Raw genomic sequence first — 26,236 nt, 5'->3', positions numbered from 1 at the left:
ATTTGGTTAGTGAAGCCTGGAGCCTTAAATGGTTCCGGGTTTCTTTTTTTTTATAAGGTTTTAGGAATATCGATGCAAGAATAGGAACGGATAGGACACAATGCCAACAGTGCAGTTCAACCAAGCTAGGTTTACCGCTATAAAACTTATAAAAATTATAGCGATATGAAAAACCATAACCAGGACTATTCCTATTACAAATTAAAGTTGCAGGATCACATTGATTCAAGTTTTCCAGAAAGATCTGCTGATATAAATTTTATTGAACAGCGCGCCAGGTGGGCAGCAAACGCATACGATGGCGCATTTAGGGCAGGCAATCCTATTAACGAATGTAATGAGATCGCTAACGGTATTCTTTATGAGGGATTGCACTTTTCTAAATTTGATTCTCTGTTTGAGGTTCTGTCCTACGAATTTTCTGATGTTTTTGATGAACTCGATTATCGCGATTTTGCACTGAAGATCCTTCCAAAATGCCAGGAATGCTTTGAGCATTATGAATTGACTGATGATTTCGCCTATACAACTGATTACGATCTGCTGTATACGGAGCTAACAGGTTTTATTGCTATTTGGATTGAGCAAAATGGTATTCGATAAGAAGCGCCATTTACGGCAGAACATTGATGCCATCAGAACAAGTTTCAGTATTGAAAAGGAGGGGCGGGAAGCAACTGAGCACGAAAAACTGCTGCTACGTAATTTTGCGGGATTTGGAGGCTTGAAATTTATCTTAAATCCCGTCTCATTACCGGATGACATCAATGGCTGGAAGGCTACTGATCGGCCTTATTTTGCGATGACGCAGGAATTGTTTACGCTCATCAGAGAAAATACAGAAGATCAAAGTAAGTATGCCGACTATGTGGCAAAAATTAAGGGTTCTATCCTAGATGCATTTTACACACCGAAAGAGATTACCGGCAGCATAGCAAAGGCAATACTGGAAACGGGATTAGATATTGGTAGCATGCTTGAGCCATCGGCCGGTGTAGGAGCTTTTATTGAACCCTTTAGAGAACTGGATCATGTAAAAATTTGTGCTTATGAACAGGACTTAATAACGGGGGAAATTCTGAAAAATTTGTATGGTTCCCATGTTGATATCAGAATAGACAGCTTTGAGAATATTGGCGAAGGAGATACAGGATATGATCTCGTTATCGGTAATATTCCGTTCGGAACCACTTCAATATTTGATCTAACTTATTCAAGGGGTACAGATAAGGCCCGGAAATTTGCTGCACAGAGCGTCCATAATTATTTCTTTTTAAAAGGTACCGATAAACTGCGCGAAGGAGGGTTGCTAGCATTTATAACTTCGCAGGGTGTTCTGAACAGTCCCTCCAACTATCCGATCCGTGAAGCATTGATGCATGAGCACAATCTCGTGGCTGCGCTACGGTTACCGAATAATCTATTTGAAGAAAGTGGCACATCTGTGGGCACAGATCTCATTGTTCTGCAAAAAAATACACAGCCTCGTTCCTTATCTATGCGTGCAAGGGATTTTATGGGGACCACAGAAAATTGCAACCTCTTATTTTATAATCCAAACCACATTATTGCTACAAGTTCTTTTCAGGATACTGATCAATATGGGAAGCCGACAACAATGCATGTGCATGATGGTGGAGTTGCTGGAATTGCAAAGGATGTTCATCTAAAGCTTTCAGAGGCTTTCCTGCAGTATTTCAACCGCGAGCTTTATGATGAACACAGCATGAAAGAGGTTGTTAATAAATTGACATCAGAACGAATTCTAAATACTCCAATAAGCGTAAATCCTGATTCTAGTAATTCTGAAATAGTGATCCAACTAAGCCTTTTTTCCGATCAGGTTATTGATGACTTATCGGTTAAAAAGGCAAAGAAAAGTAGAAAAAGCACAAGCCAAAGTAAGGTTACAAATTTTCAGCAGCTTTCCTTCTTTGATGCAGATGAAGTCAATACAAGTCATAATAAACCGCGACGGGCAAGTAGATCGGATCAGAAAGAAAGTGTGCAAAAAAAGCCTCTATCAACAAACTTAACGAAACCTACAGAGGTCGCATCGTTATTCCATGAACTACCAGATGATTCGGTGTTAAAAAATGAGGTAAGGGCCTTTGACGGTGAAGTGAAGCCGTTTTACCGCGAAGATACTATAATTGTTTCGGGTAGCAGTATCGGGAAACTAAAAATTAACCGTCGTGATGGGACCTATATTTTTCATCCACTTGAATTATCCAAAAAGGATCAGGAGCGAATCCAGAGCTATATCAACCTAAGGGATAGCTACCATTCGCTATATGAAATTGAAGCTAAAAGTAGAGCGGAGGATAAAGAGGGGCGCCAGCTTTTAAATAGGACCTATGATGAGTTTATTGGACGGTATGGAAATTTAAATACAGCCGAAAATATTAGATTCATTAAAATGGACTCTTCCGGAAATGAAGTTCCTTTTCTTGAGCGGGTGGTTGGTGGTGTCATCCATAAGGCAGATATTTTTACACATCCAGTTAGTTTCTCCACGGCAGAAGTTGCTGTAAGCAGCGCTTCAGAGGCTTTGTCGGCTTCACTTAATCAAACGGGCTCCGTAGATCTTGCTTTTATGATTCAGGTGAGCGGCCTTTCCGAAAACGAATTACGGAAAGATCTCCAGGGCCAAATTTTCTTGAATCCGTTATCTGGTGAATTGGAAGTATCTCAGAAATTTCTTGCTGGAAATGTTGTTTTAAAAGCGACGCAACTGAATAATTACCTTGCTAACCATCCAGAGGACATGGAAGCCCGGCAGAGTCTGGAAGCGCTTGAAAAAGTCATTCCTGAACCGATTAAATTTGAGGAGCTTGATTTTAACCTGGGGGAGCGGTGGATCGGCACAGAAATTTATAACCGTTTCGCAAGCCATCTCTTTGATACCGATGTACGGATTTACTATTCAGAGAGCAGCGATGATTTTTCTGTAAATGCAAAATCCAGCAATATTAGGATTTCAGAAAAATACGCTATTAAATCTGAGAACCGGACATTTGATGGTTTGAACCTGCTGCGGCATGCTCTTGTTAATACCACTCCGGATATCACCAAAACTGAGTACTTAGCGGATGGGACTGCCATCAAGGTTAAGGATATGGATGCTATCCAGATGGCCAATGGCAAAATTGATGAGATCCGCCATGAATTTACGGATTGGCTTTATCAACAGGACGATAATTTTAAAAGGGAACTTACCGGAAGATATAACGAGCTTTTTAATTGTCATGTCAGACCGTATTATGATGGTAGCCATCAAACATTTCCAGCACTTGACCGCAGGGCAGTAGGCATAGAGGATCTGTATCAAAGTCAGAAAGATGCTATTTACATGCTAAAAAGTAATAATGGCGGTATCTGTGATCATGAAGTTGGGGGAGGCAAGACACTTATTATGTGTGCAGGAGCGCAGGAAATGAAAAGGTTGGGGCTAGTTCACAAGCCAATGATCATAGCGCTAAAGGCCAATGTTCACGAAATTGCAGAAACCTATCGAAAAGCTTATCCTTTCGCAAAGATATTATACCCCGGTAAAAAGGACTTCACACCCCAGAAAAGGCTTAAGATTTTTGGCGAGATCAAGAACAATGATTGGGACTGCATTATCCTCACACATGACCAGTTTGGTATGATCCCCCAATCAACAGAATTGCAGAAAGAGATACTTCAAGCGGAACTGATGTCTGTGGAGCAAAATCTTGACGCACTGCGCAGTCAGGGGAAAGATGTATCTGGTGCAATGATGAAAGGCGTAGAAATCCGGAAGAAAAACTTAGCTGTGAAGCTTAAGACACTGGAGCATGATATCGGAAATCGAAAGGATGATGTCGTCGACTTTAAAATGATGGGTATTGATCATATTTTTGTTGATGAGAGCCATAAATTCAAAAATCTCATGTTCAATACGCGTCATGAGCGCGTAGCTGGATTGGGAAATGTACAAGGCAGCCAAAAGGCACTCAACCTACTTTTTGCCATCCGTACAATTCAGGAAAGAAATGGGAAAGATCTTGGCGCAACTTTTCTTTCTGGAACCACTATTTCAAATTCACTTACAGAGTTATACTGCCTTTTTAAATTTTTAAGACCAAAAGCACTGGAAAGACAGAGGATTAATTGTTTTGATGCATGGGCTGCTATCTATGCCCGTAAATCGATCGATTATGAATTCTCTGTTGCCAATAATATCGTTCAGAAGGAGCGGTTCAGACATTTTATAAAAGTGCCCGAACTGTCCCAATTTTACACTGAAATCACCGATTACCGCACTGCGGCTGATATCGGAATTGATAGACCGATAAAAAATGAGATACTCTACAATATTCCGCCGACTCCGGATCAGGAAGTTTTCATTAAAAAGTTGATGGAGTTTGCAAAGAGTGGCAATGCTGAGTTACTTGGTAGAGCTCCACTAACGCCGACAGAGCAGAAAGCCAAGATGTTGATCGCGACAGATTTTGCAAGGAAAATGTCCCTTGATATGCGGCTTATATCTCCTCGGTATACGGACGATCCAGGAAACAAAGCTTCTGTTTGTGCAGCAAATATTGCAAAATATTATAAAAATTTCAATGCGCAAAAAGGCACTCAATTTGTTTTCTCAGACCTCGGCACTTTTAAACCGGGCGAGTGGAACATATACAGCGAGATTAAGCGGAAACTTGTTGAAGATCATGGGATACCGGCAGAGGAGATCCGCTTTATTCAGGAAGCAAAAACGGAGGATCAGCGTAAAGAACTGATCAAAGCTACCAATGAAGGGAAAATTAGGGTCCTCTTTGGATCGACAGAAATGCTCGGAACGGGGGTAAATGCCCAAAAGAGGGCAGTAGCTGTGCATCATCTGGATATTCCATGGCGGCCTTCGGATCTGGAGCAGAGAGACGGTCGGGCTGTACGAAAAGGCAATGAGATTGCTAAATTTTTTGCTGACAATAAGGTCGATGTTTTTATTTATGCTGTAGAAAAATCATTGGATGCTTACAAATTTAATACACTAGCAAATAAGCAGCGTTTTATCGGACAGTTAAAGAGTAATACCATCGCAGTACGGATACTTGATGAAGGGGGAATGGATGAAGTTTCGGGTATGAATTTTTCCGAGTATGTGGCTTTATTGTCAGGTAATACCGATCTATTGGAAAAAGCAAAAGTCGAAAAGAAAATTTCTGTTCTTGAAAGTGAGAAACATGCTTTCTTAAGATCAAAGTGGAGTTCCAGTTCAAAATTGGAAAGTCTGCAAGAAGAACTTGAAGGGAGAAAGTCCCGGTTAGCAAGGTTAAATGCAGACTGGGAAAACTATCAAAATCGTGTCCAAAAATCGCAAGACGGAAAAGTTTTGAACCCGATCGTCTTGGATGGCTTGCGCCGGGATCCAGATGTTAAAGAAATTGGTGCAAAGCTGGCTAAACTTGCAGCGGCTTCAAGGACCGGCGGTTATTACGAAGAGATAGGCTCATTGTATGGCTTTAAACTGCTTGTAAAAACGGAAATGACACAGAAAGATGAATCTAGCCCTATTCAAAGAGATAATAGGTTCTTTGTCTGTGGTGAAGGAAATATCAAGTATACGCACAACAATGGTATTATGGCAAGCGATCCCGAGCGTGCAAGCTTAAATTTTATTAGTGCCCTTCAAAAACTTCCTGGACTCATTGACGAAGAGAAAAAGAAGATAAATCAGCTAAAAGCTGACCAGATTGTATTAAATGATATTGTGAATGGCAGTTGGAACAAAGAAAAAGTGCTTGCAGCTCTGAAAACTGAACTCGCCGCTGTGGAAAGAAAAATACAGTCATCATTGAAGGTAAAAGATGATAGTGATAGCAATAATTCCACTACCAAATTTAAGGGACAAAAAATTTAAAAAAGACAAAATATTTGTTAAAATGTCGCGAATATTTCCCCAAAAATCGAGTGTAATTTTTTTTAATATCTTTAGTTAGGATATAGAATTTTTAAATCAATTGCCAAAATTTCAAAAAATTGGAAACCTCTTTTTCTGTGCTTTTTTCATAACTACTCTTTGAAATGCAAAACCTTGGTCTTGTTTCAAAATTAAAAAAAATCGGTTCAATCTTTTTTGTAAATTAGTGATACTTAACTAAAACCATATTTTATGAAAACTTTATTAACCTTAATGGCAATGAGTCTATCCATTGTTTTTCTATCTGCACAAGAAAAAAACAAAGACCTTACTTCTGAAGCGGCTGTGGATTCCTTAAAAAAAAGGATGTTTAATCTTGAAAAGTCCTTTGAGGATTCTAAAATCACTTTTAATGACGAAAAGCGAAAGAGCGTAAAGGAAAAGTATGAAATGAATTTAATTTCTTTAAGAACAGGTCTGGTTAACGGAACGGAAATCGAAATTCTTGTGCCCGCAGCTACCAGATTGTTAGCAGCCAAAGATCTCAGTGAAACCCTAGCAGAAATTAACAACCCTACTTCCAAAAGTTTAGGAACTTCATTTTCAGATCTTGTTATAGAATCTGCATCAAAGAATCTGCTTCCCAAATACAGTAAAGACACTGATAATCTAAAGGCAAAAACAAAATTTTCCTCAATTCTAGGAGCGATATTAAATAGTCCAATAACTCAATCTGTACTAAATAGCAACCCTATATCAAGTATAATCAATTCAACTATCCAGCAAGCTGCACTTTTTCAAAAGAGAAATACAAGTGTAGCCATAACTAAGCAGCAATTTAAAGACAAAAATGACTTGACATTACCTGTCAATTTGGAAAATGCAGATGGACCAACTTTTGGAGATCAGGAATTAAAGAACTTTTACGCAGAAATACAAGAGAGGATTTCCTTTTATGATGAACTGAAACGCTATAATAATGAACATAGTGTTATAACAGAAAGACTTTACATAGACGCTGGTATTATAAAAAAATCATTAAAAGGAAGTAGAACAGAAATCTGTAATCTTCTTTCAATTTCTAGAGAAAATGCTGTTCAGGATTTTGAAACGACATATAATATACAAGATTCTGAACTTATGAGGAATAAGATGAATGACCCCAAATTTAAGAAAGCTGTATCGCTTTCAGACTATGCTCTTGAGCAACTTCCAGAAGTCAGAGAATTCAATCAGAGTGTTGTGAAAGCTATGGCGAACTATATTGATGGTTATATAAAAATTATAGAAGACTATTCCAAAAACCCAAAAGCAAAATTAGATCCTACAGCAGTTAAAATTCAAACTGCAAAACTCAACTCTATTAAAGACAATTTTATAAAGGTAAATTAATGCTTTCAGGTTGCCTCTTAGAATCAACTCATTTATACGTTAACAATACTAATATTAATCTATATGAAAGATTTAAGACTATTTTCTATGGCTCTCTTTCTTCTCCTTGGTAATCTAACATATTGCCAAATAAAAATACATGGAGACTGTGGACCAGAAAGATATTTAAATACAAGAAGTTTTGTTGAGTCTGAGGTTCTCAATTTTAAACCTTACAACTCGATAGTTCATATAAATGTTCGAGGATTGAAAAAATCTTGGGGAACTGCTACATTCATTGATGAAAATACACTAATTACCGCAAGACATGTCGTTGATAAATGGCTATTGAATAAAATTATTGTTTACAAAAATTTATTCGAGAACGGGAAAATCAAGACAATTGAAGTTACTTTGCTTAAAGAAGATATGATAATAAAAAACGCTCCCAGAAAAAAAGGAAACTATTTTAGTGATGATATTTCTTTGATAATACTTTCCGAAACCGGCAGGCGCAAATTAAAGCCAATCTATTCGGGAAGTATTGAAGTGACAAATTATAAACTTCTAGATTTACACCCTGATCAGATAGTTACCTTAACTGGCTACCCTGTGGATCTGGCAGAAAGTGGAATGGATCATTCCGATATACTTTCTAATAAATCTACATCAATTAAAGAACTTATTTTTCCCAAAGAATATGAGCTTGTAGGATATCCACTCTTCACTTGTAGTGGTGATAGCGGAGCTCCTCTTTGGGTAAAAGTGATGGATAAATACTATATAATAGGTATACATCATGGAGGGCCAGAAGGTATAAAAGACTTTACACCAAATGAACTAAATGCATCAGCATTAATACCAGAGGAAGACTGGATTCACCATAAATAGGTATATCCTAAAAACATTAAATAACAACTTATTATGACAGTTGAACAACGATTATCCCATCTTGATAGGAATTATAAGTAATTAAATTTTCGCCATCAGATTTTTAAATTAGATTATGAAAGATTATTATAGATTAACAGCTGTCAAAAAAGAAGAAATAGCTCAAAACCTAATTGATATTTTTGAGAAAGATTCTGAACCTTCAGCTGATACAACGACTTTTATCTGTAACTGGATCTCTACTGACCGTAGTGAAAAATTTAAGGCATATTATGATGTATGGGATATTGTATTAAGAAATTTCATTCCAAAGACACAACCTATACTCATCAGAAGCATTCCGAGAAAGTCTAAAGCAGAGTACATTGCGAGCTTTACAAATACGGCATATTCCGCCGTAAGATTCGGTGAGCGAAAAGGCTATTGGATTATATGCGATACAAAAGATTGTCTGCCATCATTGACAATTAATAAAGGGAAATACAGAAATACCTTTTACCCACTTAGCGATGTGTTAAAAAAAGCAAAAGCTAATGGCGGTTACGGTTTCTCTGAAAGATTTCTGAGAGACTATGGCGGAGAAGACGAATACATTATGAGAATCGACTATTCAGTAATGCAACTTCTAAAATACGTAGACTATAAGTACTAGACTAAGTTTTCTTCCTGGAATTCCCTGCCGTTTTGGAAAAAACGAATATCGTATTTGTCCGTATTCTTTTTAGTTCCAAAAATTATTGCTATACCTTATTTGTAATTGTAATGATTACCAAGAAAATCAATTGTTAGGTGTTCAAGTTTAATCAGGTCAAATTCTTTATGTTTTTTTGTATGGCTGTCCTTTTTTACTTCGATTACAACTAATTTATGGTCGTTTGTCTGCCTTCTATGAATAATGATGTCAGGGCTAATTTTGTAATTATCATTATCATTTGGTTTAAAACCTATTACTATTATTTTAAATGAGAGCGGGAATATACCGTAAGCGCATGTTGTATGTTTTTAATTATATTATTTGTCTTTTTTAAATTAATAGTCAGTCTATCTTATCAAATGCCTTAATTCTGGGTCGTTCTGAATGCGCGAAAGCTCACTTGCAATAATTTTTGAAACATCTAGTTTGATCTGCCGGTAATTTTGATCAATTTCTTTGTCCATACTATCCTCGCCAGTTTCTGAAATAAAACCACGGATCTCTGGAATAGGCTTAAAGTTTTTTGTTTCTGTGGCAACCTTTTCCGTATCTACTACGATTTGGGCATGAAATATTTTTTGCTCTATTTTCTCACCAAAATTGTCAGCAACTGCTCCTACAAACATTCCTTGGGAAAGAGTAGATATTTTAGACGCCGGAATCAGACTGTCTAATTGTGTTGATATAGATGTACTGGTATCATTTCTATTGATAGATATCGATTGACGTTTTTGGACAATCTTTCCGAACCTTTCTGAAAGTGTTTTGGCTGTTTCGCCCACGACCTGACCTGAGAATATATTTCCGACGGTATTGAGTATGACTTTTGCTTCTTTATCACCATAATCCCGAACCAGTTGAGAGAAATCCTGAAAACCAAGACAGACAGCCACTTTATTGCTTCGGGCTGTTGCAATCAGATTATCCAATCCACGAAAGTAGATTGTGGGAAGCTCATCAATAATAACGGAACTTTTCAATTTTCCCTTTTTATTTATCATTTTTACGATTCTGGAGTTGTATAAGCCGAGGGCAGCCGAGTAGATGTTCTGTCTATCAGGATTATTACCAACACATAGGATTTTCGGTTCCTCCGGATTGTTTATGTCCAATGAAAAATCATCCCCGGACATAACCCAGTAGAGCTGCGGAGAGATCATTCTTGATAGTGGGATTTTAGCAGAGGCAATCTGGCCTTGTAGTTGATCTTGTGCCCCGCCTTCCCAAGCATCAAGAAAGGGACTAAGGTAGTTTTCAAGCTCAGAATAACTTGTTAGTATTGTAAAAATATCAGCATATTTTTTATTAAGTAGTTCGATTGCGTGCGGAAAAGTGCAGAATTTACCATTATCATAAATCTTTAAAAACCAGATGATCGCTGCTAGCAGGATGATTGGTGACTCAACAAAAAAATCCCCTTGTTTCTGAATCCACGTCTTATTGAGGTTTAGCATGATGGTGTACGATGCTTCGTATGCATCAGAGATGTCAGTCATGAATTTAGGATTTAAGGGATTGCAGCGATGGCTTTTGCGTGGATTATCAAAGTTGATCACATAGAATTTGGGTTTTACATCGTACTTGTCACTGTGCTTCAGGAGATGGTTGTAAGCGATTAGTGAAAGATCATCAAATTTGAAATCGTAAATGTACATCGAGAATCCTTTTTCGATATGTTGCTTAATGTAGTTGTTTACTATAGCGTAGCTCTTACCACTTCCGGGAGTACCTAGTACGATAGATGCGCGAAAGACGTTCACCACCGAAATCCATCCGTCATTCCATTTTCCACGATAATAAAATTTTGTGGGCAGGTTAACGGAAAACTCATTTTCTAAAAGCTTTGTCTCCTGCATGAAGCTTTCGTTTTCATTATTGAAAGGATCATCCATCAATTTGTTTTTAAGCAGCCTACTCATCCATAATCCAGCAACCATAAGCAGGATAAAGCCTGCAGATGTAGAAAGCATATATAGAATGCCTGATATTTCAATAAGCGGGAAATTGAGTAAGTATAGTATTGATCCAGCAAATAGACATGTATTGATATTTTTCCACTTAATTTTTTCGTTTTTCACGCCTTTAGTTCCCAGACAGCTCAGTGCCAATAAGATTAGGGCAAACAGTTTGCTATATGTGGAATTAGTAAATAAACCAGAGGTTTTTTGGAAATTTTTGAGAATTCGCTCGACAATTTCGAGCGTCCATCCCTGTTCAAAGAAAAAGGAGTAACAGAACCAGTAGAAATTCATCAAAACTAGGAGAATGCTTACAGCTCGCATGAAAGCCATAATTTTTGCGAGGCCTCTTAAATCGTCTTCTTGCATATATGAAAAGTTTCACCATAGATATTAGTCCTGACGAACAATTTTTCTGCTAATGCATAAGATGGCATACATTTGCCTATAACTTCCAATACCTTTGAAATATTGTAAGATTTAGATTAGCCATTAAGTTTTTTGTCTGCGATAAAATTCCTATAATTAGACTGAATTTCGGAAGTGGATTATGTTTGATACTATAGGACAATTTGAAGAGCAATTTAATAAACAGGTATTCAGAATCACCTTTAAAAATCGTGATTTTCAAGTCGTATTATTGAGCAGAGATTTGACTAAAAATATGACTGAATTTCAGATACTCTTGGATGGTCTGGTACAAAAGCTGATTAAAACAAATGGAAAATGGCATTTTGAACATGGCGAAGATCAGGATTTCGCCGAAGATATCTGGCGTCACATCGCACTGCGCTACAGATTGTAATTCCAATTATTTACACGGCAATGATGATCTTTTCAAATTTGCGAACGAGCAAGATATAATGATGTTTAAACTAGGAAGTACGCCAGATAAAAGATCAGTTAAGCAAAATTAATTATATTAGTCTAAACTATATAGATTTAGGTTTATGTCTAAAAATACTAATTCCATTTGGCAAATACATCCTTTAGAAGGGCTTGGGCAGATTAAATTTTCAATGTTACGTTCGGATGTTGATCAATTCAGTGCAGATATTGGACCAGTTCAAATTGACAGAAGTGATACAGTTCAAAGCCAGCAAGCTGGACTGGATGAACTGTACAAAATGTTTCCTGACTTTTTTAGTGCTGAAGATTATATAGCTGTTTCGGACGCGATCGCAGAGTTTGGGCAAGTAAGGGATGATACAATTCTGGAGTTCAGGCCAAACGGTTTGTCTTTCGAATATACATCTGGTGCGCTTACAGAAATCTTCGCGGATGAGAACTGTAAAAAGCTTAATTTTATGGGTTTTCCAGTTTTTCTTTCCGAACCAATTATGCTATTGAAGGAACTGAGCCACAGCTTGCAGGAGCAGCCTGTCATTTATCAACAGGAAGTAATATTTCCGGCGCATAAGATCTATTTTTATGGATTCGTAGAGGATTTAGATGGACTAGGAAAATGTCAGGAGGGATCATCCCGTCATAGAACTATCAGCTGGCGAAACAGTGTAAGGCCAAATTCCGTAGCACTATCGCAGTACCATCCTATTTACTTTGATTAACTATTTTAACAAAGGGTTTTTAAAATAGGAGCTTGGTATGGGTATGTAATTTATGCAGGATCAATGCTAAATTATCTTTTGTTTTGCCTCCTTTTCTTTTTCTTCATATTAAATTCAAATAGCTGTTCTTCCGGATCTTCTGCGTTTCCGCTAAGTAAAAAGTCATTCAGTATTCCCCAGTCAGGAAAACTAGAAACGCTATTTAGCATAAAATCGAATAACGGGTGAAGTGTATCTTTATGAGGAATTACAGGTCTTGAAGTATCGCTTTTTTGTGGGAATTCTATGCCCGTCGGTACTGGAGAGTTGTTGGTCCTGGAAAAAATCTCATCGATTGCGTTTGCAGAATACTGTTTGCCAAGATGTGAGCCATTGTATACCGTGCGTGCGTTATGATCTACAAAGCTAATTCCATACAATCTTCCGTGCTGGTTCCTTCGTATCACTACATTAATACCATGTTCTATTAAGTACGCTTTAAAGTCCTTTTCACTTTGTGCAATAGCGAGGGCTTGTGAAATAATTATTTTGGTTTCTTCTTTAGTTTCGGCTGGGTCTTCTTTACATTTTAGAAAGTGAGATTGCAAGGCTGAAAGCCCTGCGTGCTTCCCAAACAGAGATGCTTTAAAGGGATTTGTGGCCTTCTCCCCATTCTTATCTAGCGCGAAATAGATCAAGCCTTCTTTAATCTCACCATTATATTCCTTTTTGATGGTTTCAGCCGAGATATTGAATAGCGATAGCAACGCATTATAACTTCCAAGATTTTGAAAATGATAATATTTCGGGAGATATCTCACAACAGCTGTAATCTGGCTCTTTACATTTCCTTTAGTATGATCAACAGGTACGAAAGCGAGACTTTCGTTGGAACTAATTCTTTCGTCTGCTCGTATTAACTTATATTCTTTTTCAATTTCGCGACAGATTTCCATTGATCTTCTCTTTTCAAAAACATCAAATATTTTGATTCCATTTTGGTTCACTGTTGATGAAACAATATGGATATGGCTACGGTCGATATCATCATGTTTAAAAACCACATATGGTTGATCACCATATCCCATTTTCGTCATATATTCCCTAGCAATGCCGACATAATCTTCATCTGACACCATATCATTTGGATCGGGATTTAAAGAAATATGGATTGCTGTCTTCTCTGTATTTTTATTTGCCGCAAGATTCGGCAGGAATGAGTACAACAGCTGAGCTGTCGTATAGTTGCCATCAGGTGTTTCAAAAATATTGTTAAGGTGTAATATTGAGGCATTGCTTTGAATTACTTTGGAGTTGTTATAATTCAAAGCACCATATAAATTTGACCCACGTCCTATTTTCGCAATCATAACTTTCCTTTTTTGACAAGATATTCCGCTTCAAATTTTTTGCTAAGGATTAAAACATCGCGGCAGATCGCAGCAAGTTCTTTGGTCTGCTCTTCAAGTTTACCGATATAAAGCACTGTTTTTTTATCGCTGAAATTAGTGTGGAGGATCTTTACAATTTGATTGTAGTTGACTCCGATAGCCCTGAACTGAGCAAAAAATTGTGATAATTTTGTGCAATAGTCAATAGCACCTTTATCGACAATAACTGAATTTATCTTCCTTTCAAATAGAAGGGATATGATAAACTTTGCTCTTTTATCCAGCCCGGATTGTTCAAATAGCGTTTGAAATTTTGCATTCTCCGAATCCGTAAGACGGAAAACGTACCTGTGTGTTGCTTTCTCAAGTTTAGGTTTGCGACCACCTTTACGATTTGTTACCATATACTTTTTTCCAAAACCTATCAAAAGATCAATTAATATATTGCTTAATAGCTTTTGGAAGCCTTTCTTTTCCTAAAAATTCACAGCCATTAACAATAAAATCATAAAGGTAAAGCCGACTTTGGAGGATTAACCAGCCCTCGGCAGAGCAAGTAGTTTTGGGGCACAAAACGAGTTTTGAGGCACTCAAAACACAACTTGCTCTGTTCTTGGGAACAGATATGAGAAAGAATAGCATAAAGCTCGCATCATAAAAAACTTTCGGAAACCGTAGGTAAAAAGAGGAAAGGTAGTAAAACTTCTGCTTTACAGCTCCTACAGTTGCCTTCTTTTGCATACGGCATGTGGGCAGTGACTATGGTTAACTTAGCCAGTTACAAACCAAGTAATTGTAAAAGCATAAAAGTGTTAGGTTTTAAAAATGTAAAAGCATAAAACTATAAAAACGTAAAACTATAAAAGGGTAAAAGGATAAAAACGGTAAAATATGAAGTCATAAATGTTGGTAGATTTTTTATCAGTTTACGGAATTCTAAGAAGTATGTATGATTTACAGATAAGATGTGAGTATTTATATAAGGTCCTTTTTTAACTCGTATAACTGACTCTACCTATATTTTACTGTGCATCTGTAAACTTAGGCAATTGCTCTTTAATACAACTTTAAAATTAAGAAGCTATAAAATAATATAATATGGAAAAAAAGAAAGAAACTTTAAAGGTAAGCATTTATGCGCAAAAGGGGGGAGTGGGTAAATCTACGATGACGATATTGCTAGCGAGCGTTCTGCATTACCGCCTTGGATATAATATCCTGGTACTGGATTGCGATTTTCCGCAATATAGCTTGATCGGTATTCGTGAAAGAGATAAGCGTACGGTAATGGAAAGTGATTTTCACAAAAGACAGGCCGTTAAACAATTCCATACGATCAATAAAAAGGCTTATCCGATCATTAAGTGTAAGGCGGAGAACGCACTTGAAAAGGCTTTTGACTACTGTGAGAGCAGCTCCGTTCCGCCGGATATTATCTTTTTTGACCTACCGGGTACAGCCAACACCCAGGGGGTTATCGGTGCTTTAAAGGGGATGAATTACATTTTTTCACCTATTACGGCAGACCGCCTTGTTGTGGAGAGCACACTGGCATTCAGTGAGGTTTTCCTAAGACTTCCCGCGCAGAATAAAAATCCGATCGAGCAGTCTTTATTCCTATTCTGGAACCAGGTTGACGGTAGAGAGAAAACAGGCCTGTACGATGCTTATGAAAGAGTAATAGACGGATTATCACTTCCGATTATGGCAACGCGGATCATGGACAGTAAACGTTTCCGGAAAGAAATTGATGATACGGGAAATTATGTTTTTAAATCAACATTATTACCCGCTGATCCACAAATTTTAAAAATAACGCGTGTGGATCAATTTGTTAAGGAGTTTCTAAAAATAATTCATATCTGAGATGAAGAAAGATCGTAAAGAATTTGAGAAACCGATCATCGATGAGGAGTACCTGATGAACATCATGAGTGGCGATGAACCTTTACCTGCGGGAAATACAGAGGAGAGCGCGGATAAAATTGCAGATCCTACGGCCAAAGCCGAGAAGTCCAGGACAAGGTCCGGCAAAAAGGTAGATTACGAAGAGTTTTTTCTTGCCAACCGTTTCCCTACGGGCAGGAGCGGGAAGGTTGTCTATATACGGTCTGAATATCACGAACGGCTCTTGCGCATAGTGCAGCTGACCCGTGAGGACAAAGTAACGCTGTATTCCTATATAGACAATATACTGGAAAATCATTTCCGTGAATATGGCGAGGAGATTACCGATTATTTCAATAAAAAATTTAAACCCATTTTATAAGATGAAAAAGCCAAAAAATCAAGTTGAAGTTACCGTAAAACTACGTCAGCAGGTAGTTTATGATAATGTGAATTACGAATCACTGTTCCTATCAGATACTTTTATGTATAAACGGGGTCATAAAAGTATCTATGTAAGCAGTGAGCATCATACCAGATTGTCAAGAATCGCGAATGTTATAGGAGAGGATAAAATACCACTCTATGCTTTGCTGGATAACATATTGAGGCATCATTTCACGGTATTTGAAGATATGCTGATAAATGAATTCATTAACAAATCTAAGCCACTTTTTTAGGATCATGGACAATTTAATAGAGATTGCAATACTGATCTGTCTGATAGTGGTGATTATACTACTGCTGGTTGAGAAAGTGAAAATTGGGGGAGCCGAACGTAAGGGTCAGCAGGTCGAAGAGAAGACTTTACCAGATGTCATAGGAAAGGTCGTAATTGCTGAGAAAGAAACGATGCCTGCGTGGTTGGCCAATCGGAAAAAGTTGGTAGAAAAATTGATCGCCACTAAAGCAGGACAGGAAGATACCGACGCTATCAAGAATAAAAATAATGATGACATTAAATCCAGTGATGTTATAGAGCAAGATGATGATAATGATGTCCCACCAGATGATGATCGTTTTGTTCAGGCGGTTTCTGTAGAGGAGCTGACGAAAGTTGGAAAGTTGTTGCAACAGGACAGTCTTGATACAGTTCAGGAAAGAGAAACCGCTGGGATTATTCAAAAAATTGAGGGGACTGAGTTTTTTAATATGATGCGGGATTCTATCGATGGCGCATCCCAAAAAATTGCAAAGCTTTTGGATAAATCAATATCGGAAGAGAAAAGTGTCATTCCAAAAGACAACCCTAATGCACTAGACGATTTCGACATCGTAGATTTTATCTGATAATGTATTCGTTCAATACTAGTTGGAAGCATTAAGTATCAATAATTACTAAAGTAAACAGACATGATAGCAAAGAATGATCCCGATTATGTGATCGAAGAATACAAAGGCCGGATAATAGCCAGTCATAAAAATAATGTTTCACAAAAATCAATGGATAATATTATCATCGTTTATGATAAGCTTGATTTTCCCGATCATGGTTTTTATATAGGACTTGATGATTCTAAAAATGTAGGCTACAGGAAAATGGAACCTATTAATATGGCTGATGCCAGAAGTTATATTGATTGGCTATCAGAAGTGACCAATAAAAAAGACATAGTGAAAGATAGGTCAGTTTCTGTTCCCCAGCCGATAAAAGAAATTGTGGACCAGATTTTATCTGAGGTCGCTTACAAAAGAATGGAAAATAAAGAGGCGAAGTCACCAATTAAATCAGGGAAAAAGGGTAGGAGAATCTGAGGAACCCCAAATAAATAGACATTATTTAACATTAATCCACTTCTTTAAAATAAAGAAGTGGATTAACATTGCTATTAAACAAAAGCTAGGTTTCAATCACCATTAAGGTAATGTAGGTTCCGTTGCTGTAAAGGTATAATAGATCATTAGCGGGCTTTGCGGTGTTGCCGGTGAAACTAATGTGAAAGTACCCTGTAAGCCTACAGATACAGAATTTGTAAAACCCCCGGTGGTCGCGTACAGCTGTGCGGTGCCATTAGCTGAGCCACCCCCACCGTTTGCGCTAAGGACTACATTGTAGTTGGTCAATTGCATAAAGCCGGCATATGTTACATACGGGCCGTAAGCATTGGTGTCTGAAAGGTAGCAGTATCCAAGATACGCTGGTGGCGAACTTGGTGTTTCCCTTTTCCAAGGCCAGTTCGCAGTTGTTGAAACTGAGTATGAAAGTGTAAAGGTATTAGTAACAGAAGATTTTGCTGATTTTGAGATATAGCGCGTATAAAAGTTTTGCTCAACTCCCTTATCGCCGGCTTCGAAAGCTTTATTATTTTTTCCAACCAATTTAAGCCCATCGGTTGAACTCGATTTAGAGTTAATTTTGCTTGATGGATAGATAATTACAGTATCATAAATGACAGTATTCTTGACCAATTCTTTTAGATACTTATATTGCTCCTCGTAAGTTGCAAAATTATGAACTGGCTTACTTTCTTTATTAGACATTTTAACAGAAGAAGTCGTAGAAGTTAAGTTAAATTCTTGCTCTAGCTTCCTTTTGTAATCAACTTCCGTTGTGATTGTTTCTTGCTTTTTACACGCAAGGAGGAGGGATAATGACATTGCTGTCAATACCAGATTTTTTGTTTTCATAATAATATATTTTAAGTTAAATAATGATCGATTACCAGGTTATTGAATTTTTAATATTTTCAGGTATTGTTTCGGAAGTACTTTCAATTACGAAGGTCTGTATGCCCTGTGGATTATTGTCAAGAGGAATTTTAATCCAAAGGATTTGATAAGGAAAATTAGGAACAAATAGATTTAAAGGGGATTTAACATTTAGTCGTGATTTGGTATATGCAAATTCAAAATCAGAATTTAGAATATGTGCTTTACCTATTATACACCGCTGACCTGCTACTGTTATAGTTTGATTACCTAATGTATCAAGGTGTGTTATTTTTGGAGGTGCTACTGCACATTTATAAAACAGCTCGGGTTCGTAATTAGCCAAAGCAACTTCTTCTATTTTGTTAGAATCTGCTTCACTATTGTATCGTACTAGCTCTTTCGAGAGATTGATAAGATAAGTGGGTGTAAACTTAGTTATAGTCAAGTATCGATCGTCAGATTTGTTCTTTTCAATTAAGCTGCTATCATTTTTTAGTTCTTGTCTTAAAACTAAATTACCTTTAATGTAGTACGTGAACTTATAATAAAGTTCCATTTTGTCTTGATGGTCGACATGCGAGAGATACCACTTAAGGACCATTTTACCACTACCTTGGTCACCAACCTTAGCTTGACAAAAAACCTGGCCGTTACAAAGGAACAATACTAAGCTAACAATGACTAAAATACCCTTAAAGGTGGCATTTAAAAAAGGTGCTGTCAAATTCATAATCTGAATAAAGGTTAAGTAACGATCTATGTTGTATCAAAATTAATAACTGGTAAGCGCTAAATATGGTCGGATATTGACCAGTAAGGATTGGTTTTTAACATAATTGCATTTTGATTTGTTTTCTTACGAAAAAAGGCCTGCGTAAAGCAGATCGCACATAGTGTAGTATCGCTCATTTTTATAAAAGATAATTCAATCTTAAAATGGCGTTTTAGGCTTTTATTAAATTATATATAGGAATAAAAATTTCTGTTTCAAAGAGAATCCCAAGAAAGGGATGCTGCCAAAATTTTGAAATTTTGGAATTAGATAGGAATATTCAGGAAAAATGGTACCTAGATGTTCTCCAATTCACAAAATAGTTACCTCTACGGCAGACTTTAGCTCAGCAATTACATTAATAAAAAATAATAAAATGCTGAGTTATGGAAAAAGAACTACCGATCTATACAGATCCAGATTACGGAATTGAGTTTATCGTTGATGTGGAGAAATTCGAATTTCGAGAAAGGGCTAATCCAGAAAACCGCTACAAATTGGAGGATATGATCGATCTGGGGGAAGCAGGATACCGCTTTGATCATTTCGACAAGATAAGTAGACAGGATTTAACTATAATTCCTCCGCAATTTGTTACACTGGCCCCAGAGCAGATGGCAGAGAAATACAATAAAGCTGTTGAGGAAATCCTTTTACTGAGCGATTTTGAGCTTATGGTCGATCAGGAAGCATTAACAAGACGCATTAAAAATGGTGAGCTGCCAACAATTGAAATTGGTGGCCATATCTTTTATGCAGATGCCCGGATAGATCTTTTACGGCCTAAAGATGATTTTTCGACGATGGGGATAAGTTTTGATGAGCTGGAGGACTGGTATGTTGACGAAAAAAATACCTATGCATTTCCTTATGACCCTCAAACACATGAAATAGGGAAGATCGAATGGGATAAAGTTGTAGAATATCCAAAAGACCTATTATTTGTTGAAATACCATTTGTGAAGACCCTTGATCCCGTAGGGTGGAATCGAAAATGGGGGTGGGGGGAAATAGAAGGCTTAAAAGAAACGGGTCTTCGGCTTGACTTTAAGGCCGATGTGATCCCGTGGAATAAGTCAGGAATCGATCAAATTATTTCTGAAAATAAACTCAAACAACCCATCAAGGATGAAGTAAAAAAAAAATATGAAAATAAAGAAAATAAGAAGGGACGGAAATTGTAGCAGATAATAGTACAACCGCCAGACTTTTCCAATCTGGCGGTTTTTTTGTGTTTTTGCAAAGCCGATTAGGACATCAACGGCAAACTTAGTACGTCTGATACCACCTGCCTCCAAATTTGATCTAATCTCGAACACCTTTGTTTCCAAGCCCGCAAAGGCGGGTATTACAAACTTAAAATGTAATGAAACATGAAAAAATCAAGACAAAAAATTCTGCTAGCGTTGCTGTTTATTTCGCTTATCAGCAATGGGGCTTTTGCGCAGGGAAATGGCGCTGCAGGTATTCAGGAGGCAACGCAGATGGTTACAAGCTACTTTGATCCGGCAACAAAGCTGATCTATGCTATTGGTGCTGTGGTCGGACTGATCGGAGGTGTTAAAGTGTACAACAAATTTAGTTCGGGTGACCCTGACACTTCAAAGACAGCGGCGAGCTGGTTCGGCGCCTGTATATTCCTGATTGTTGCTGCGACCATTTTGCGATCATTTTTCCTTTAGGCTAACCCTATTAATTTTTTTCAATTATGGCAAAAAATAAGATGGTTACCCCATTGACCTATTATGGTGGAAAGCAACAGCTGGCCAGGATCATTATTCCGCTTATTCCACCACATTATACCTACGTAGAGCCGTTTGTGGGGGGAGGCGCAATTTTCTGGTCGAAACCGAGATCTGAGGTTGAGGTGATCAACGATTACAACCGTGAACTGATCAATTTTTACGAGATGGTTAAAAATCAGTTTGTTGAACTGGAGAAAATGATCCGTATAACGCTTCACAGTAGATCTCTTCATAGCGATGCGCTCGTGATCTATAACAGTCCCCATCTCTTTGACAGATTACAACGCGCCTGGGCGGTCTGGGTATTATGCAATCAGTCTTTTAGCGCGAAGATTGGTGATTCATGGGGTTATGATGTTCGGGATCAGACTTCTACCAGAAGATTGAGCAATAAGCGAGTATCGTTCTGTGAGGATTATGCTATACGACTTCAGAATGTTCAGATCGAAAATACGGATGCCATTAGGATCATCAATTCACGTGATCACGAAAAGGCTTTTCATTATTTTGATCCGCCTTACTTTAACAGTGACTGCGGTCATTACGATGGGTACAGCAAACATGATTTTGAATCTCTACTAATATGTCTATCCAATGCGAAGGGAAAGTTTCTTTTGAGTAGCTATCCAAGTGATATCCTAAACAAATTCAGCAAGGATCTTGACTGGCACACGGTCAAAATGCAGAAAGAGGTACTAGTCGATAAACATTCAGGCAAAATACCAAAGAAAAAGATTGAAGTGCTTACCGCCAACTATGACCTGGGTTTAGTGCAGGGAACCATAAACTTTAAATCATACTGAAATGAAAACCTGGAACATAAATAAAGGCATCGGCTGTACAGTTGAATTTAAAGGTTTGAAAGCCCAATACCTTTTTGGATTTGCCGGAGGGTTATTACTGGTACTTATCCTTGTCATGGTGCTGTACATGGCAGACGTAAATATGTATATATGCCTTTCGATAGGATTTATTTCTGCTTCCCTGATCATCTGGAAAACTTTCACCCTGAACAACAAATACGGTGAACATGGACTGATGAAATTAGGTGCAAAAAGAAAGCATCCACGATATATCATCACCCGTCAACCCGTGCAATCTTACCTTAAATACCCAGTTGCAAAAGGTGAGAAAATTCAAAATTTTAACACTAAATCTTCAAGGCTATCATGAGAAATATCTCTAAAACAACTACGTTAGAAAGCCGTTTTCCCCTCCTTGCAATTGAGAACGATTGTATTATATCGAAAGAAGGAGACCTTACGGTGTGTTTCCGTGTAAGGCTACCGGAAATTTTTACGGTGGGCACGGATGTGTACGAATCCATTCATTCCTCATGGAGTAAAGCGATCAAGACTTTGCCGGATTATAGTATCCTGCACAAACAGGACTGGTATCTAAAGGAAAACTACCAGCCGGATCTTGAAAGAATTGAACATAGTTTTTTGTCGCGTTCTTTCCAGCTGCATTTTAATGAGCGACCGTTTCTTAATCACTACTGTTATATTTTCCTGACAAAGACCACAAAAGCAAGGATGCAGTCCCAGAGCAATTTTAGCAGTTTGTGCAGGGGCAATCTTGTTCCAAAAGAAATAAGGGATAAGGAAGGAATGCGGCGTTTTCTGGAATCGGTAAGCCAGTTCCAGCGTATCATCAATGACAGTGGTCATATAACAATGGATCAGCTGAGTGAAGCTGAAATATTGGGGAGCGAAGGGAAAACCGGAATCCTTGAACAGTATTTTACACTGTCACGTGATGCCAACCCAGTTCTGCAGGATATGGCTCTGGGAGCAGAGGAACTTAGGATAGGAAGTAAGAGGATGGTACTTCATACCTTATCCAGTACAGACGATCTTCCGGGAGCTGTTTCTGACTGCAATCGCTATGATAGGCTTTCCACGGATCGCAGTGACTGTATGTTGTCTTTTGCCAGTCCTGTGGGACTGATGCTAAGTTGCGACCATATCTATAACCAGTACCTGTTCATCGATAATAGTTCTGAGAACCTCAAAAAATTTGAGAAGTCCGCCAGAAATATGCACTCATTGGCACGTTATAGTCGGGCGAACCAGATCAATAAAGAATGGATAGAACGTTATCTGAATGAAGCACACTCCCACGGTTCACCATCGATCAGGGCCCATTATAATGTATTTGCGTGGAGTGAAGACCGAAATGATCTGCGTAACCTGAAAAATGATGTCGGAAGTGCACTTGCTCTTATGGAATGTAAGCCCCGCCATAATACCGTAGATGCAGCCACTCTATATTGGGCGGGAATTCCGGGCAATGCCGGTGATTTTCCAGCCGAAGAATCCTTTTACACTTTCATCGAACCGGCATTGTGTTTTTTTACGCAGGAGACCAACTATCAGAATTCACTTTCTCCTTTTGGGATCAAGCTTGCGGACAGGCTGACTGGGAAACCGGTGCATTTGGATATCAGTGATCTTCCCATGAAAAAGGGGATTATCACGAATAGAAACCGTTTCATCTTAGGGCCATCTGGGGGTTGGCGGGCTATTCTTAATTGAGTAGCCCGCCAGCCCACCCAAAAAATGGAAGTGGAAAATCATTTTTCACCAATCATATGGTGAGACAATATTATGAACAGGGAACCCATGTACTGTTAGTGGATACAGGTAATTCCTATCAGGGGCTCTGTGAGCTGATCAAAGGTAAGACAAAAGGAAAGGACGGGGTTTATTTTACTTACACGGAAGAAAACCCGATCTCGTTCAATCCCTTCTTTACCGAAGATAATGTCTTTGATATTGAGAAAAGGGAAAGTATCAAGACCTTGATCCTGACCTTGTGGAAAAGGGACGACGAAGCTCCTAAACGTAGTGAGGAAGTGGCATTGTCCAATGCAGTCGCAGGATACATCGAAAGAATTAAAAACAATAATGAAATACCCTGTTTTAACGGATTCTACGAATATGTGAAAGGCGACTACAAACAGGTTCTTTTGGACAAGGAAGTACGGGAGAAGGATTTTGATCTGGCGAACTTTTTAAATGTGCTGGAACCATATTACAAAGGCGGTGAATACGCCTACTTACTAAACTCAGAAAAAGAGCTTGATTTGCTTAATAAGCGATTTATTGTTTTTGAAATTGATGCGATCAAAGATCACAAAATCCTGTTTCCGGTGGTTACGATCATCATCATGGAGGTCTTTATCAATAAGATGCGGCGGTTAAAAGGAATCCGTAAAATGATACTTATAGAGGAGGCGTGGAAGGCCATAGCGAAAGAAGGAATGGCTGAATACATAAAGTATTTATTTAAGACCGTCAGGAAATTTTTTGGTGAAGCTATCGTGGTGACTCAGGAAGTGGATGATATCATACAGTCTCCGATAGTCAAGGAAACAATCATCAACAACAGTGACTGCAAGATCTTACTCGACCAGCGTAAATACGCCAACAAATTTGACGATATCCAAAAAATGCTCGGACTTACGGAACGCGAAAAATCGCAGATACTTTCGATCAATCAGGACAATGATCCAAAGCGCAATATAAGGAAGTATGGATCGGACTTGGAGGAACGCATTCGGCGGTCTACGCGACAGAAGTGAGCGAGCAGGAGTATCTGGCATACACCACGGAGGAATCGGAGAAAATGGAAGTGATGGATCTAGCCCACGAAATGGGCGGCGATGTGGAAGCAGCCATCAAAAAGATTTCGCTTCGGAAAATCAAAGGGCTTTCGGCCACAGACAATTCAAAAAACTAAATAATCCTAAAATTTTAAAGAATGAAAAATTTATTAATGACCGTGCTGATGTCATTATCACTTGTCATCACACAAAAGGCAAATGCACAATGGGTAGTTACTGATCCAAGCAACCTGGCTTCAGGAATATTGAACTCCGCCAATGAAATAGTACAAACCTCAAGTACAGTAAGCAATGTGGTCAAGAACTTCAATGAAGTTAAGAAAGTTTATGAACAGGGAAAAGAATACTACGACAAGCTGAAGGCAGTCAATAACCTGGTTAAAGATGCAAGAAAAGTTCAGCAGACCGTTTTACTGGTCGGGGATGTAAGCAACTTGTACGTCAACAATTTTGGAAAAATGCTGAATGATAAGAATTTTTCTACTGCCGAGCTGGTAGCGATAGGAAACGGTTATTCCGCGTTGCTTAACGAGAGTACTGAACTGCTGAAAGAACTTAAGCAGATTGTTAGTTCAAGCAGCTTATCATTGAATGATAAGGAGCGTATGGAGATTATTGACCGAGTGTATAAAGAGGTTAAAGAATACCATAGCCTTGTAAGATATTACACCAATAAAAATATCTCTGTGAGCATCCTACGAGCTAAAAAGCAGAATGACACGAAGCGCGTCATGGACTTATATGGCACAGCTAATCAAAAATATTGGTAACAAATTCTCACAGTTATGGAATTTAACAACTTACATGAGATCCTAAGAGGTCTCTATGATGAAATGATGCCCCTTTCTGAAACGATGGCTGTTGTAGCAAAAGGCGTGGCGGGTCTGGGCGCACTATTCTATGTGGCGCTAAAGGTTTGGCAGGCATTAAGTAGGGCAGAGCCAATTGATGTTTTTCCACTGTTAAGACCATTTGCGATAGGCATGTGCATTATGTTTTTCCCTACAATCGTACTAGGGACAATTAACGGAGTACTTAGTCCAATTGTTAAGGGAACTCATTCAATGTTGGAAGGGCAGGTACTGGATCTCAATACCTTGCAACAGCAAAAAGATGTACTGGAAAAGGAAGCGATGCTACGGAATCCTGCAACAGCTTATTTGGTATCAGACGAGGAGTTTGACAAAAAGCTTGATGATCTGGGATGGTCATTTGATGATATCGCAACGATGGTCAGTATGTACAGGGATCAGGCAGTCTACAATATCAAGCAGGAAATCAAAAAAGAATTAAGGGAAATCCTAGAACTGCTTTTTCAGGCTGCGGCGCTGGTGGTTGATACGATCCGGACTTTCTTTTTAATCGTTCTTTCGATACTGGGGCCGATCGCATTTGCCATATCTGTCTGGGATGGATTTCAGAGCACTCTTACCCAGTGGCTCAGCAGATACATAAGTGTTTATCTGTGGCTTCCTGTGGCCGATCTTTTCAGTGCCATGCTTGCGAAAATAAACGCGATGAGTGTACAGCGGGATATAGAACTATTAAGTGATCCCTCATTTGTTCCAGATCCCGAGAATAGTGTTTACCTGATTTTTATGATCATAGGAATTGTTGGATACTTTACCATTCCAACTGTTACCAGTTGGATTATTCAGGCTGGCGGTGCCGGAAACTTTACCCGTAACGTAAGTCAGGCGGCCATGCGCACAGGAAATGTTGGTGCAGCTGCGGCTGGAGCAGCAGTGGGAAATATTGGAGGTCAGCTGCTGGATAATAAAAGTAATGCAAAAGGACAAAAAAGCAATTGATT

23 protein-coding genes and 1 pseudogene are annotated in these 26,236 nt (G+C 38.3%); 19 read left to right on the top strand and 5 right to left on the bottom strand.

Annotation, left to right across the window (positions count from 1 at the left end):
- The first annotated feature begins 165 nt into the window (after window positions 1-165).
- From CGB83_RS07355 to CGB83_RS07335, 5 genes are all read left to right on the top strand, one after another.
- Window positions 166-603 carry a DUF1896 domain-containing protein gene (locus tag CGB83_RS07355; protein ID WP_100075231.1) on the top strand — a complete coding sequence of 146 codons (438 nt, stop codon included), beginning with the start codon at window positions 166-168 and terminating at the stop codon, window positions 601-603.
- The gene (locus tag CGB83_RS07350; RefSeq protein WP_100075230.1) at window positions 590-5,887 is read left to right on the top strand and encodes an N-6 DNA methylase; all 5,298 of its coding nucleotides are present in this window, start codon (window positions 590-592) and stop codon (window positions 5,885-5,887) included. The genes CGB83_RS07355 and CGB83_RS07350 overlap by 14 nt, the downstream gene beginning before the upstream one ends.
- A gap of 252 nt (window positions 5,888-6,139) precedes the next feature.
- Window positions 6,140-7,279: a zinc-binding metallopeptidase family protein gene (locus tag CGB83_RS07345; protein ID WP_100075229.1), complete on the top strand. Its 1,140-nt coding sequence runs from the start codon at window positions 6,140-6,142 to the stop codon at window positions 7,277-7,279.
- A 63-nt stretch (window positions 7,280-7,342) separates the two neighbouring features.
- Window positions 7,343-8,149, top strand: a complete 807-nt coding sequence (locus tag CGB83_RS07340) for a trypsin-like serine peptidase (protein WP_100075228.1) — start codon at window positions 7,343-7,345, stop codon at window positions 8,147-8,149.
- 115 nt (window positions 8,150-8,264) lie between these two features.
- The gene (locus CGB83_RS07335; RefSeq protein ID WP_228420128.1) at window positions 8,265-8,801 is read left to right on the top strand and encodes a hypothetical protein; all 537 of its coding nucleotides are present in this window, start codon (window positions 8,265-8,267) and stop codon (window positions 8,799-8,801) included.
- A 389-nt stretch (window positions 8,802-9,190) separates the two neighbouring features.
- On the opposite strand, the gene mobC is transcribed toward CGB83_RS07335, so the two are convergent.
- Entirely contained in the window at window positions 9,191-11,170 is a 1,980-nt protein-coding gene (mobC, locus tag CGB83_RS07330) for a conjugal transfer protein MobC (RefSeq protein ID WP_100075227.1), read from the bottom strand.
- A 181-nt stretch (window positions 11,171-11,351) separates the two neighbouring features.
- Here mobC and CGB83_RS07325 point away from each other — a divergent pair, with 181 nt between their 5' ends.
- Together CGB83_RS07325 and CGB83_RS07320 are read left to right on the top strand one after the other, a co-directional pair.
- Window positions 11,352-11,606 carry a hypothetical protein gene (locus CGB83_RS07325; RefSeq protein WP_100075226.1) on the top strand — a complete coding sequence of 85 codons (255 nt, stop codon included), beginning with the start codon at window positions 11,352-11,354 and terminating at the stop codon, window positions 11,604-11,606.
- A gap of 145 nt (window positions 11,607-11,751) precedes the next feature.
- Complete coding sequence (locus CGB83_RS07320) at window positions 11,752-12,369, top strand: hypothetical protein (RefSeq protein ID WP_100075225.1); 618 nt, start codon at window positions 11,752-11,754, stop codon at window positions 12,367-12,369.
- Window positions 12,370-12,440: 71 nt separating this feature from the next.
- On the opposite strand, the gene mobB is transcribed toward CGB83_RS07320, so the two are convergent.
- Window positions 12,441-13,718: a conjugal transfer protein MobB gene (gene mobB, locus CGB83_RS07315; RefSeq protein ID WP_100075224.1), complete on the bottom strand. Its 1,278-nt coding sequence runs from the start codon at window positions 13,716-13,718 to the stop codon at window positions 12,441-12,443.
- On the bottom strand, window positions 13,715-14,143 hold the full coding sequence (mobA, locus tag CGB83_RS07310) for a conjugal transfer protein MobA (RefSeq protein WP_100075223.1): 429 nt from the start codon (window positions 14,141-14,143) through the stop codon (window positions 13,715-13,717). Before mobA ends, mobB begins: the two co-directional genes overlap by 4 nt.
- A 694-nt stretch (window positions 14,144-14,837) precedes the next feature.
- Between mobA and CGB83_RS07300 the strand changes: the two genes are divergently transcribed.
- The 5 genes from CGB83_RS07300 (at window position 14,838) to CGB83_RS07280 (ending at window position 17,381) form a co-directional block, all read left to right on the top strand.
- Window positions 14,838-15,605 (top strand): ParA family protein, encoded by a 768-nt coding sequence (locus CGB83_RS07300; RefSeq protein ID WP_100075221.1) that lies wholly within the window; start codon window positions 14,838-14,840, stop codon window positions 15,603-15,605.
- 1 nt (window position 15,606) lies between these two features.
- Window positions 15,607-16,008, top strand: coding sequence for a DUF3408 domain-containing protein (locus CGB83_RS07295; RefSeq protein WP_100075220.1), 402 nt, complete (start codon window positions 15,607-15,609; stop codon window positions 16,006-16,008).
- The gene (locus CGB83_RS07290; RefSeq protein ID WP_100075219.1) at window positions 15,956-16,306 is read left to right on the top strand and encodes a DUF3408 domain-containing protein; all 351 of its coding nucleotides are present in this window, start codon (window positions 15,956-15,958) and stop codon (window positions 16,304-16,306) included. The genes CGB83_RS07295 and CGB83_RS07290 overlap by 53 nt, the downstream gene beginning before the upstream one ends.
- 4 nt (window positions 16,307-16,310) lie before the next feature.
- Window positions 16,311-16,916 carry a hypothetical protein gene (locus tag CGB83_RS07285; RefSeq protein WP_100075218.1) on the top strand — a complete coding sequence of 202 codons (606 nt, stop codon included), beginning with the start codon at window positions 16,311-16,313 and terminating at the stop codon, window positions 16,914-16,916.
- A 63-nt stretch (window positions 16,917-16,979) separates the two neighbouring features.
- Window positions 16,980-17,381, top strand: a complete 402-nt coding sequence (locus tag CGB83_RS07280) for a hypothetical protein (protein WP_100075217.1) — start codon at window positions 16,980-16,982, stop codon at window positions 17,379-17,381.
- A gap of 102 nt (window positions 17,382-17,483) precedes the next feature.
- On the opposite strand, the gene CGB83_RS07275 is transcribed toward CGB83_RS07280, so the two are convergent.
- Window positions 17,484-18,254, bottom strand: a complete 771-nt coding sequence (locus CGB83_RS07275) for a hypothetical protein (protein ID WP_100075216.1) — start codon at window positions 18,252-18,254, stop codon at window positions 17,484-17,486.
- A 31-nt stretch (window positions 18,255-18,285) separates the two neighbouring features.
- The gene (locus tag CGB83_RS07270) at window positions 18,286-19,008 is read right to left on the bottom strand and encodes a hypothetical protein (protein ID WP_100075215.1); all 723 of its coding nucleotides are present in this window, start codon (window positions 19,006-19,008) and stop codon (window positions 18,286-18,288) included.
- 428 nt (window positions 19,009-19,436) lie between these two features.
- Between CGB83_RS07270 and CGB83_RS07265 the strand changes: the two genes are divergently transcribed.
- From CGB83_RS07265 to traJ, 7 genes and pseudogenes are all read left to right on the top strand, one after another.
- Window positions 19,437-20,234, top strand: a complete 798-nt coding sequence (locus CGB83_RS07265) for a hypothetical protein (RefSeq protein ID WP_100075214.1) — start codon at window positions 19,437-19,439, stop codon at window positions 20,232-20,234.
- Between the two features lie 189 nt (window positions 20,235-20,423).
- The gene (locus CGB83_RS07260; protein ID WP_002981486.1) at window positions 20,424-20,732 is read left to right on the top strand and encodes a DUF4134 domain-containing protein; all 309 of its coding nucleotides are present in this window, start codon (window positions 20,424-20,426) and stop codon (window positions 20,730-20,732) included.
- A 26-nt stretch (window positions 20,733-20,758) separates the two neighbouring features.
- The gene (locus tag CGB83_RS07255; protein WP_100075213.1) at window positions 20,759-21,598 is read left to right on the top strand and encodes a DNA adenine methylase; all 840 of its coding nucleotides are present in this window, start codon (window positions 20,759-20,761) and stop codon (window positions 21,596-21,598) included.
- Between the two features lies 1 nt (window position 21,599).
- Window positions 21,600-21,968 carry a DUF4133 domain-containing protein gene (locus CGB83_RS07250; protein ID WP_100075212.1) on the top strand — a complete coding sequence of 123 codons (369 nt, stop codon included), beginning with the start codon at window positions 21,600-21,602 and terminating at the stop codon, window positions 21,966-21,968.
- Window positions 21,965-24,539: pseudogene (locus CGB83_RS07245) on the top strand (TraG family conjugative transposon ATPase). Before CGB83_RS07250 ends, CGB83_RS07245 begins: the two are co-directional and overlap by 4 nt.
- Before the next feature lie 21 nt (window positions 24,540-24,560).
- Window positions 24,561-25,193, top strand: coding sequence for a DUF4141 domain-containing protein (locus CGB83_RS07240; RefSeq protein ID WP_100075211.1), 633 nt, complete (start codon window positions 24,561-24,563; stop codon window positions 25,191-25,193).
- Window positions 25,194-25,208: 15 nt separating this feature from the next.
- Complete coding sequence (gene traJ, locus CGB83_RS07235) at window positions 25,209-26,234, top strand: conjugative transposon protein TraJ (RefSeq protein ID WP_100075210.1); 1,026 nt, start codon at window positions 25,209-25,211, stop codon at window positions 26,232-26,234.
- Window positions 26,235-26,236 lie beyond the last annotated feature (2 nt).

Source organism: Chryseobacterium camelliae, from assembly GCF_002770595.1.
Classification (GTDB): domain Bacteria; phylum Bacteroidota; class Bacteroidia; order Flavobacteriales; family Weeksellaceae; genus Chryseobacterium; species Chryseobacterium camelliae.
Note: the sequence above shows the minus strand (reverse complement) of the source record. Positions and strands in the feature narration are given on the sequence as shown.

What these genes read in the sequence shown, in the direction of transcription:
- CGB83_RS07240 (WP_100075211.1), top strand. Translation starts at nt 24,561, where the DNA reads ATGAAAAATTTATTAATGACCGTGCTGATGTCATTATCACTTGTCATC.
- CGB83_RS07325 (WP_100075226.1), top strand. Translation starts at nt 11,352, where the DNA reads ATGTTTGATACTATAGGACAATTTGAAGAGCAATTTAATAAACAGGTA.
- CGB83_RS07280 (WP_100075217.1), top strand. Translation starts at nt 16,980, where the DNA reads ATGATAGCAAAGAATGATCCCGATTATGTGATCGAAGAATACAAAGGC.
- CGB83_RS07295 (WP_100075220.1), top strand. Translation starts at nt 15,607, where the DNA reads ATGAAGAAAGATCGTAAAGAATTTGAGAAACCGATCATCGATGAGGAG.
- mobC (WP_100075227.1), bottom strand. Translation starts at nt 11,170, where the DNA reads ATGCAAGAAGACGATTTAAGAGGCCTCGCAAAAATTATGGCTTTCATG.
- CGB83_RS07265 (WP_100075214.1), top strand. Translation starts at nt 19,437, where the DNA reads ATGGAAAAAGAACTACCGATCTATACAGATCCAGATTACGGAATTGAG.
- traJ (WP_100075210.1), top strand. Translation starts at nt 25,209, where the DNA reads ATGGAATTTAACAACTTACATGAGATCCTAAGAGGTCTCTATGATGAA.
- CGB83_RS07350 (WP_100075230.1), top strand. Translation starts at nt 590, where the DNA reads ATGGTATTCGATAAGAAGCGCCATTTACGGCAGAACATTGATGCCATC.
- CGB83_RS07290 (WP_100075219.1), top strand. Translation starts at nt 15,956, where the DNA reads ATGGCGAGGAGATTACCGATTATTTCAATAAAAAATTTAAACCCATTT.
- CGB83_RS07250 (WP_100075212.1), top strand. Translation starts at nt 21,600, where the DNA reads ATGAAAACCTGGAACATAAATAAAGGCATCGGCTGTACAGTTGAATTT.
- CGB83_RS07320 (WP_100075225.1), top strand. Translation starts at nt 11,752, where the DNA reads ATGTCTAAAAATACTAATTCCATTTGGCAAATACATCCTTTAGAAGGG.
- CGB83_RS07255 (WP_100075213.1), top strand. Translation starts at nt 20,759, where the DNA reads ATGGCAAAAAATAAGATGGTTACCCCATTGACCTATTATGGTGGAAAG.
- mobB (WP_100075224.1), bottom strand. Translation starts at nt 13,718, where the DNA reads ATGATTGCGAAAATAGGACGTGGGTCAAATTTATATGGTGCTTTGAAT.
- CGB83_RS07285 (WP_100075218.1), top strand. Translation starts at nt 16,311, where the DNA reads ATGGACAATTTAATAGAGATTGCAATACTGATCTGTCTGATAGTGGTG.
- mobA (WP_100075223.1), bottom strand. Translation starts at nt 14,143, where the DNA reads ATGGTAACAAATCGTAAAGGTGGTCGCAAACCTAAACTTGAGAAAGCA.
- CGB83_RS07340 (WP_100075228.1), top strand. Translation starts at nt 7,343, where the DNA reads ATGAAAGATTTAAGACTATTTTCTATGGCTCTCTTTCTTCTCCTTGGT.
- CGB83_RS07300 (WP_100075221.1), top strand. Translation starts at nt 14,838, where the DNA reads ATGGAAAAAAAGAAAGAAACTTTAAAGGTAAGCATTTATGCGCAAAAG.
- CGB83_RS07345 (WP_100075229.1), top strand. Translation starts at nt 6,140, where the DNA reads ATGAAAACTTTATTAACCTTAATGGCAATGAGTCTATCCATTGTTTTT.
- CGB83_RS07335 (WP_228420128.1), top strand. Translation starts at nt 8,265, where the DNA reads ATGAAAGATTATTATAGATTAACAGCTGTCAAAAAAGAAGAAATAGCT.
- CGB83_RS07275 (WP_100075216.1), bottom strand. Translation starts at nt 18,254, where the DNA reads ATGAAAACAAAAAATCTGGTATTGACAGCAATGTCATTATCCCTCCTC.
- CGB83_RS07355 (WP_100075231.1), top strand. Translation starts at nt 166, where the DNA reads ATGAAAAACCATAACCAGGACTATTCCTATTACAAATTAAAGTTGCAG.
- CGB83_RS07270 (WP_100075215.1), bottom strand. Translation starts at nt 19,008, where the DNA reads ATGAATTTGACAGCACCTTTTTTAAATGCCACCTTTAAGGGTATTTTA.
- CGB83_RS07260 (WP_002981486.1), top strand. Translation starts at nt 20,424, where the DNA reads ATGAAAAAATCAAGACAAAAAATTCTGCTAGCGTTGCTGTTTATTTCG.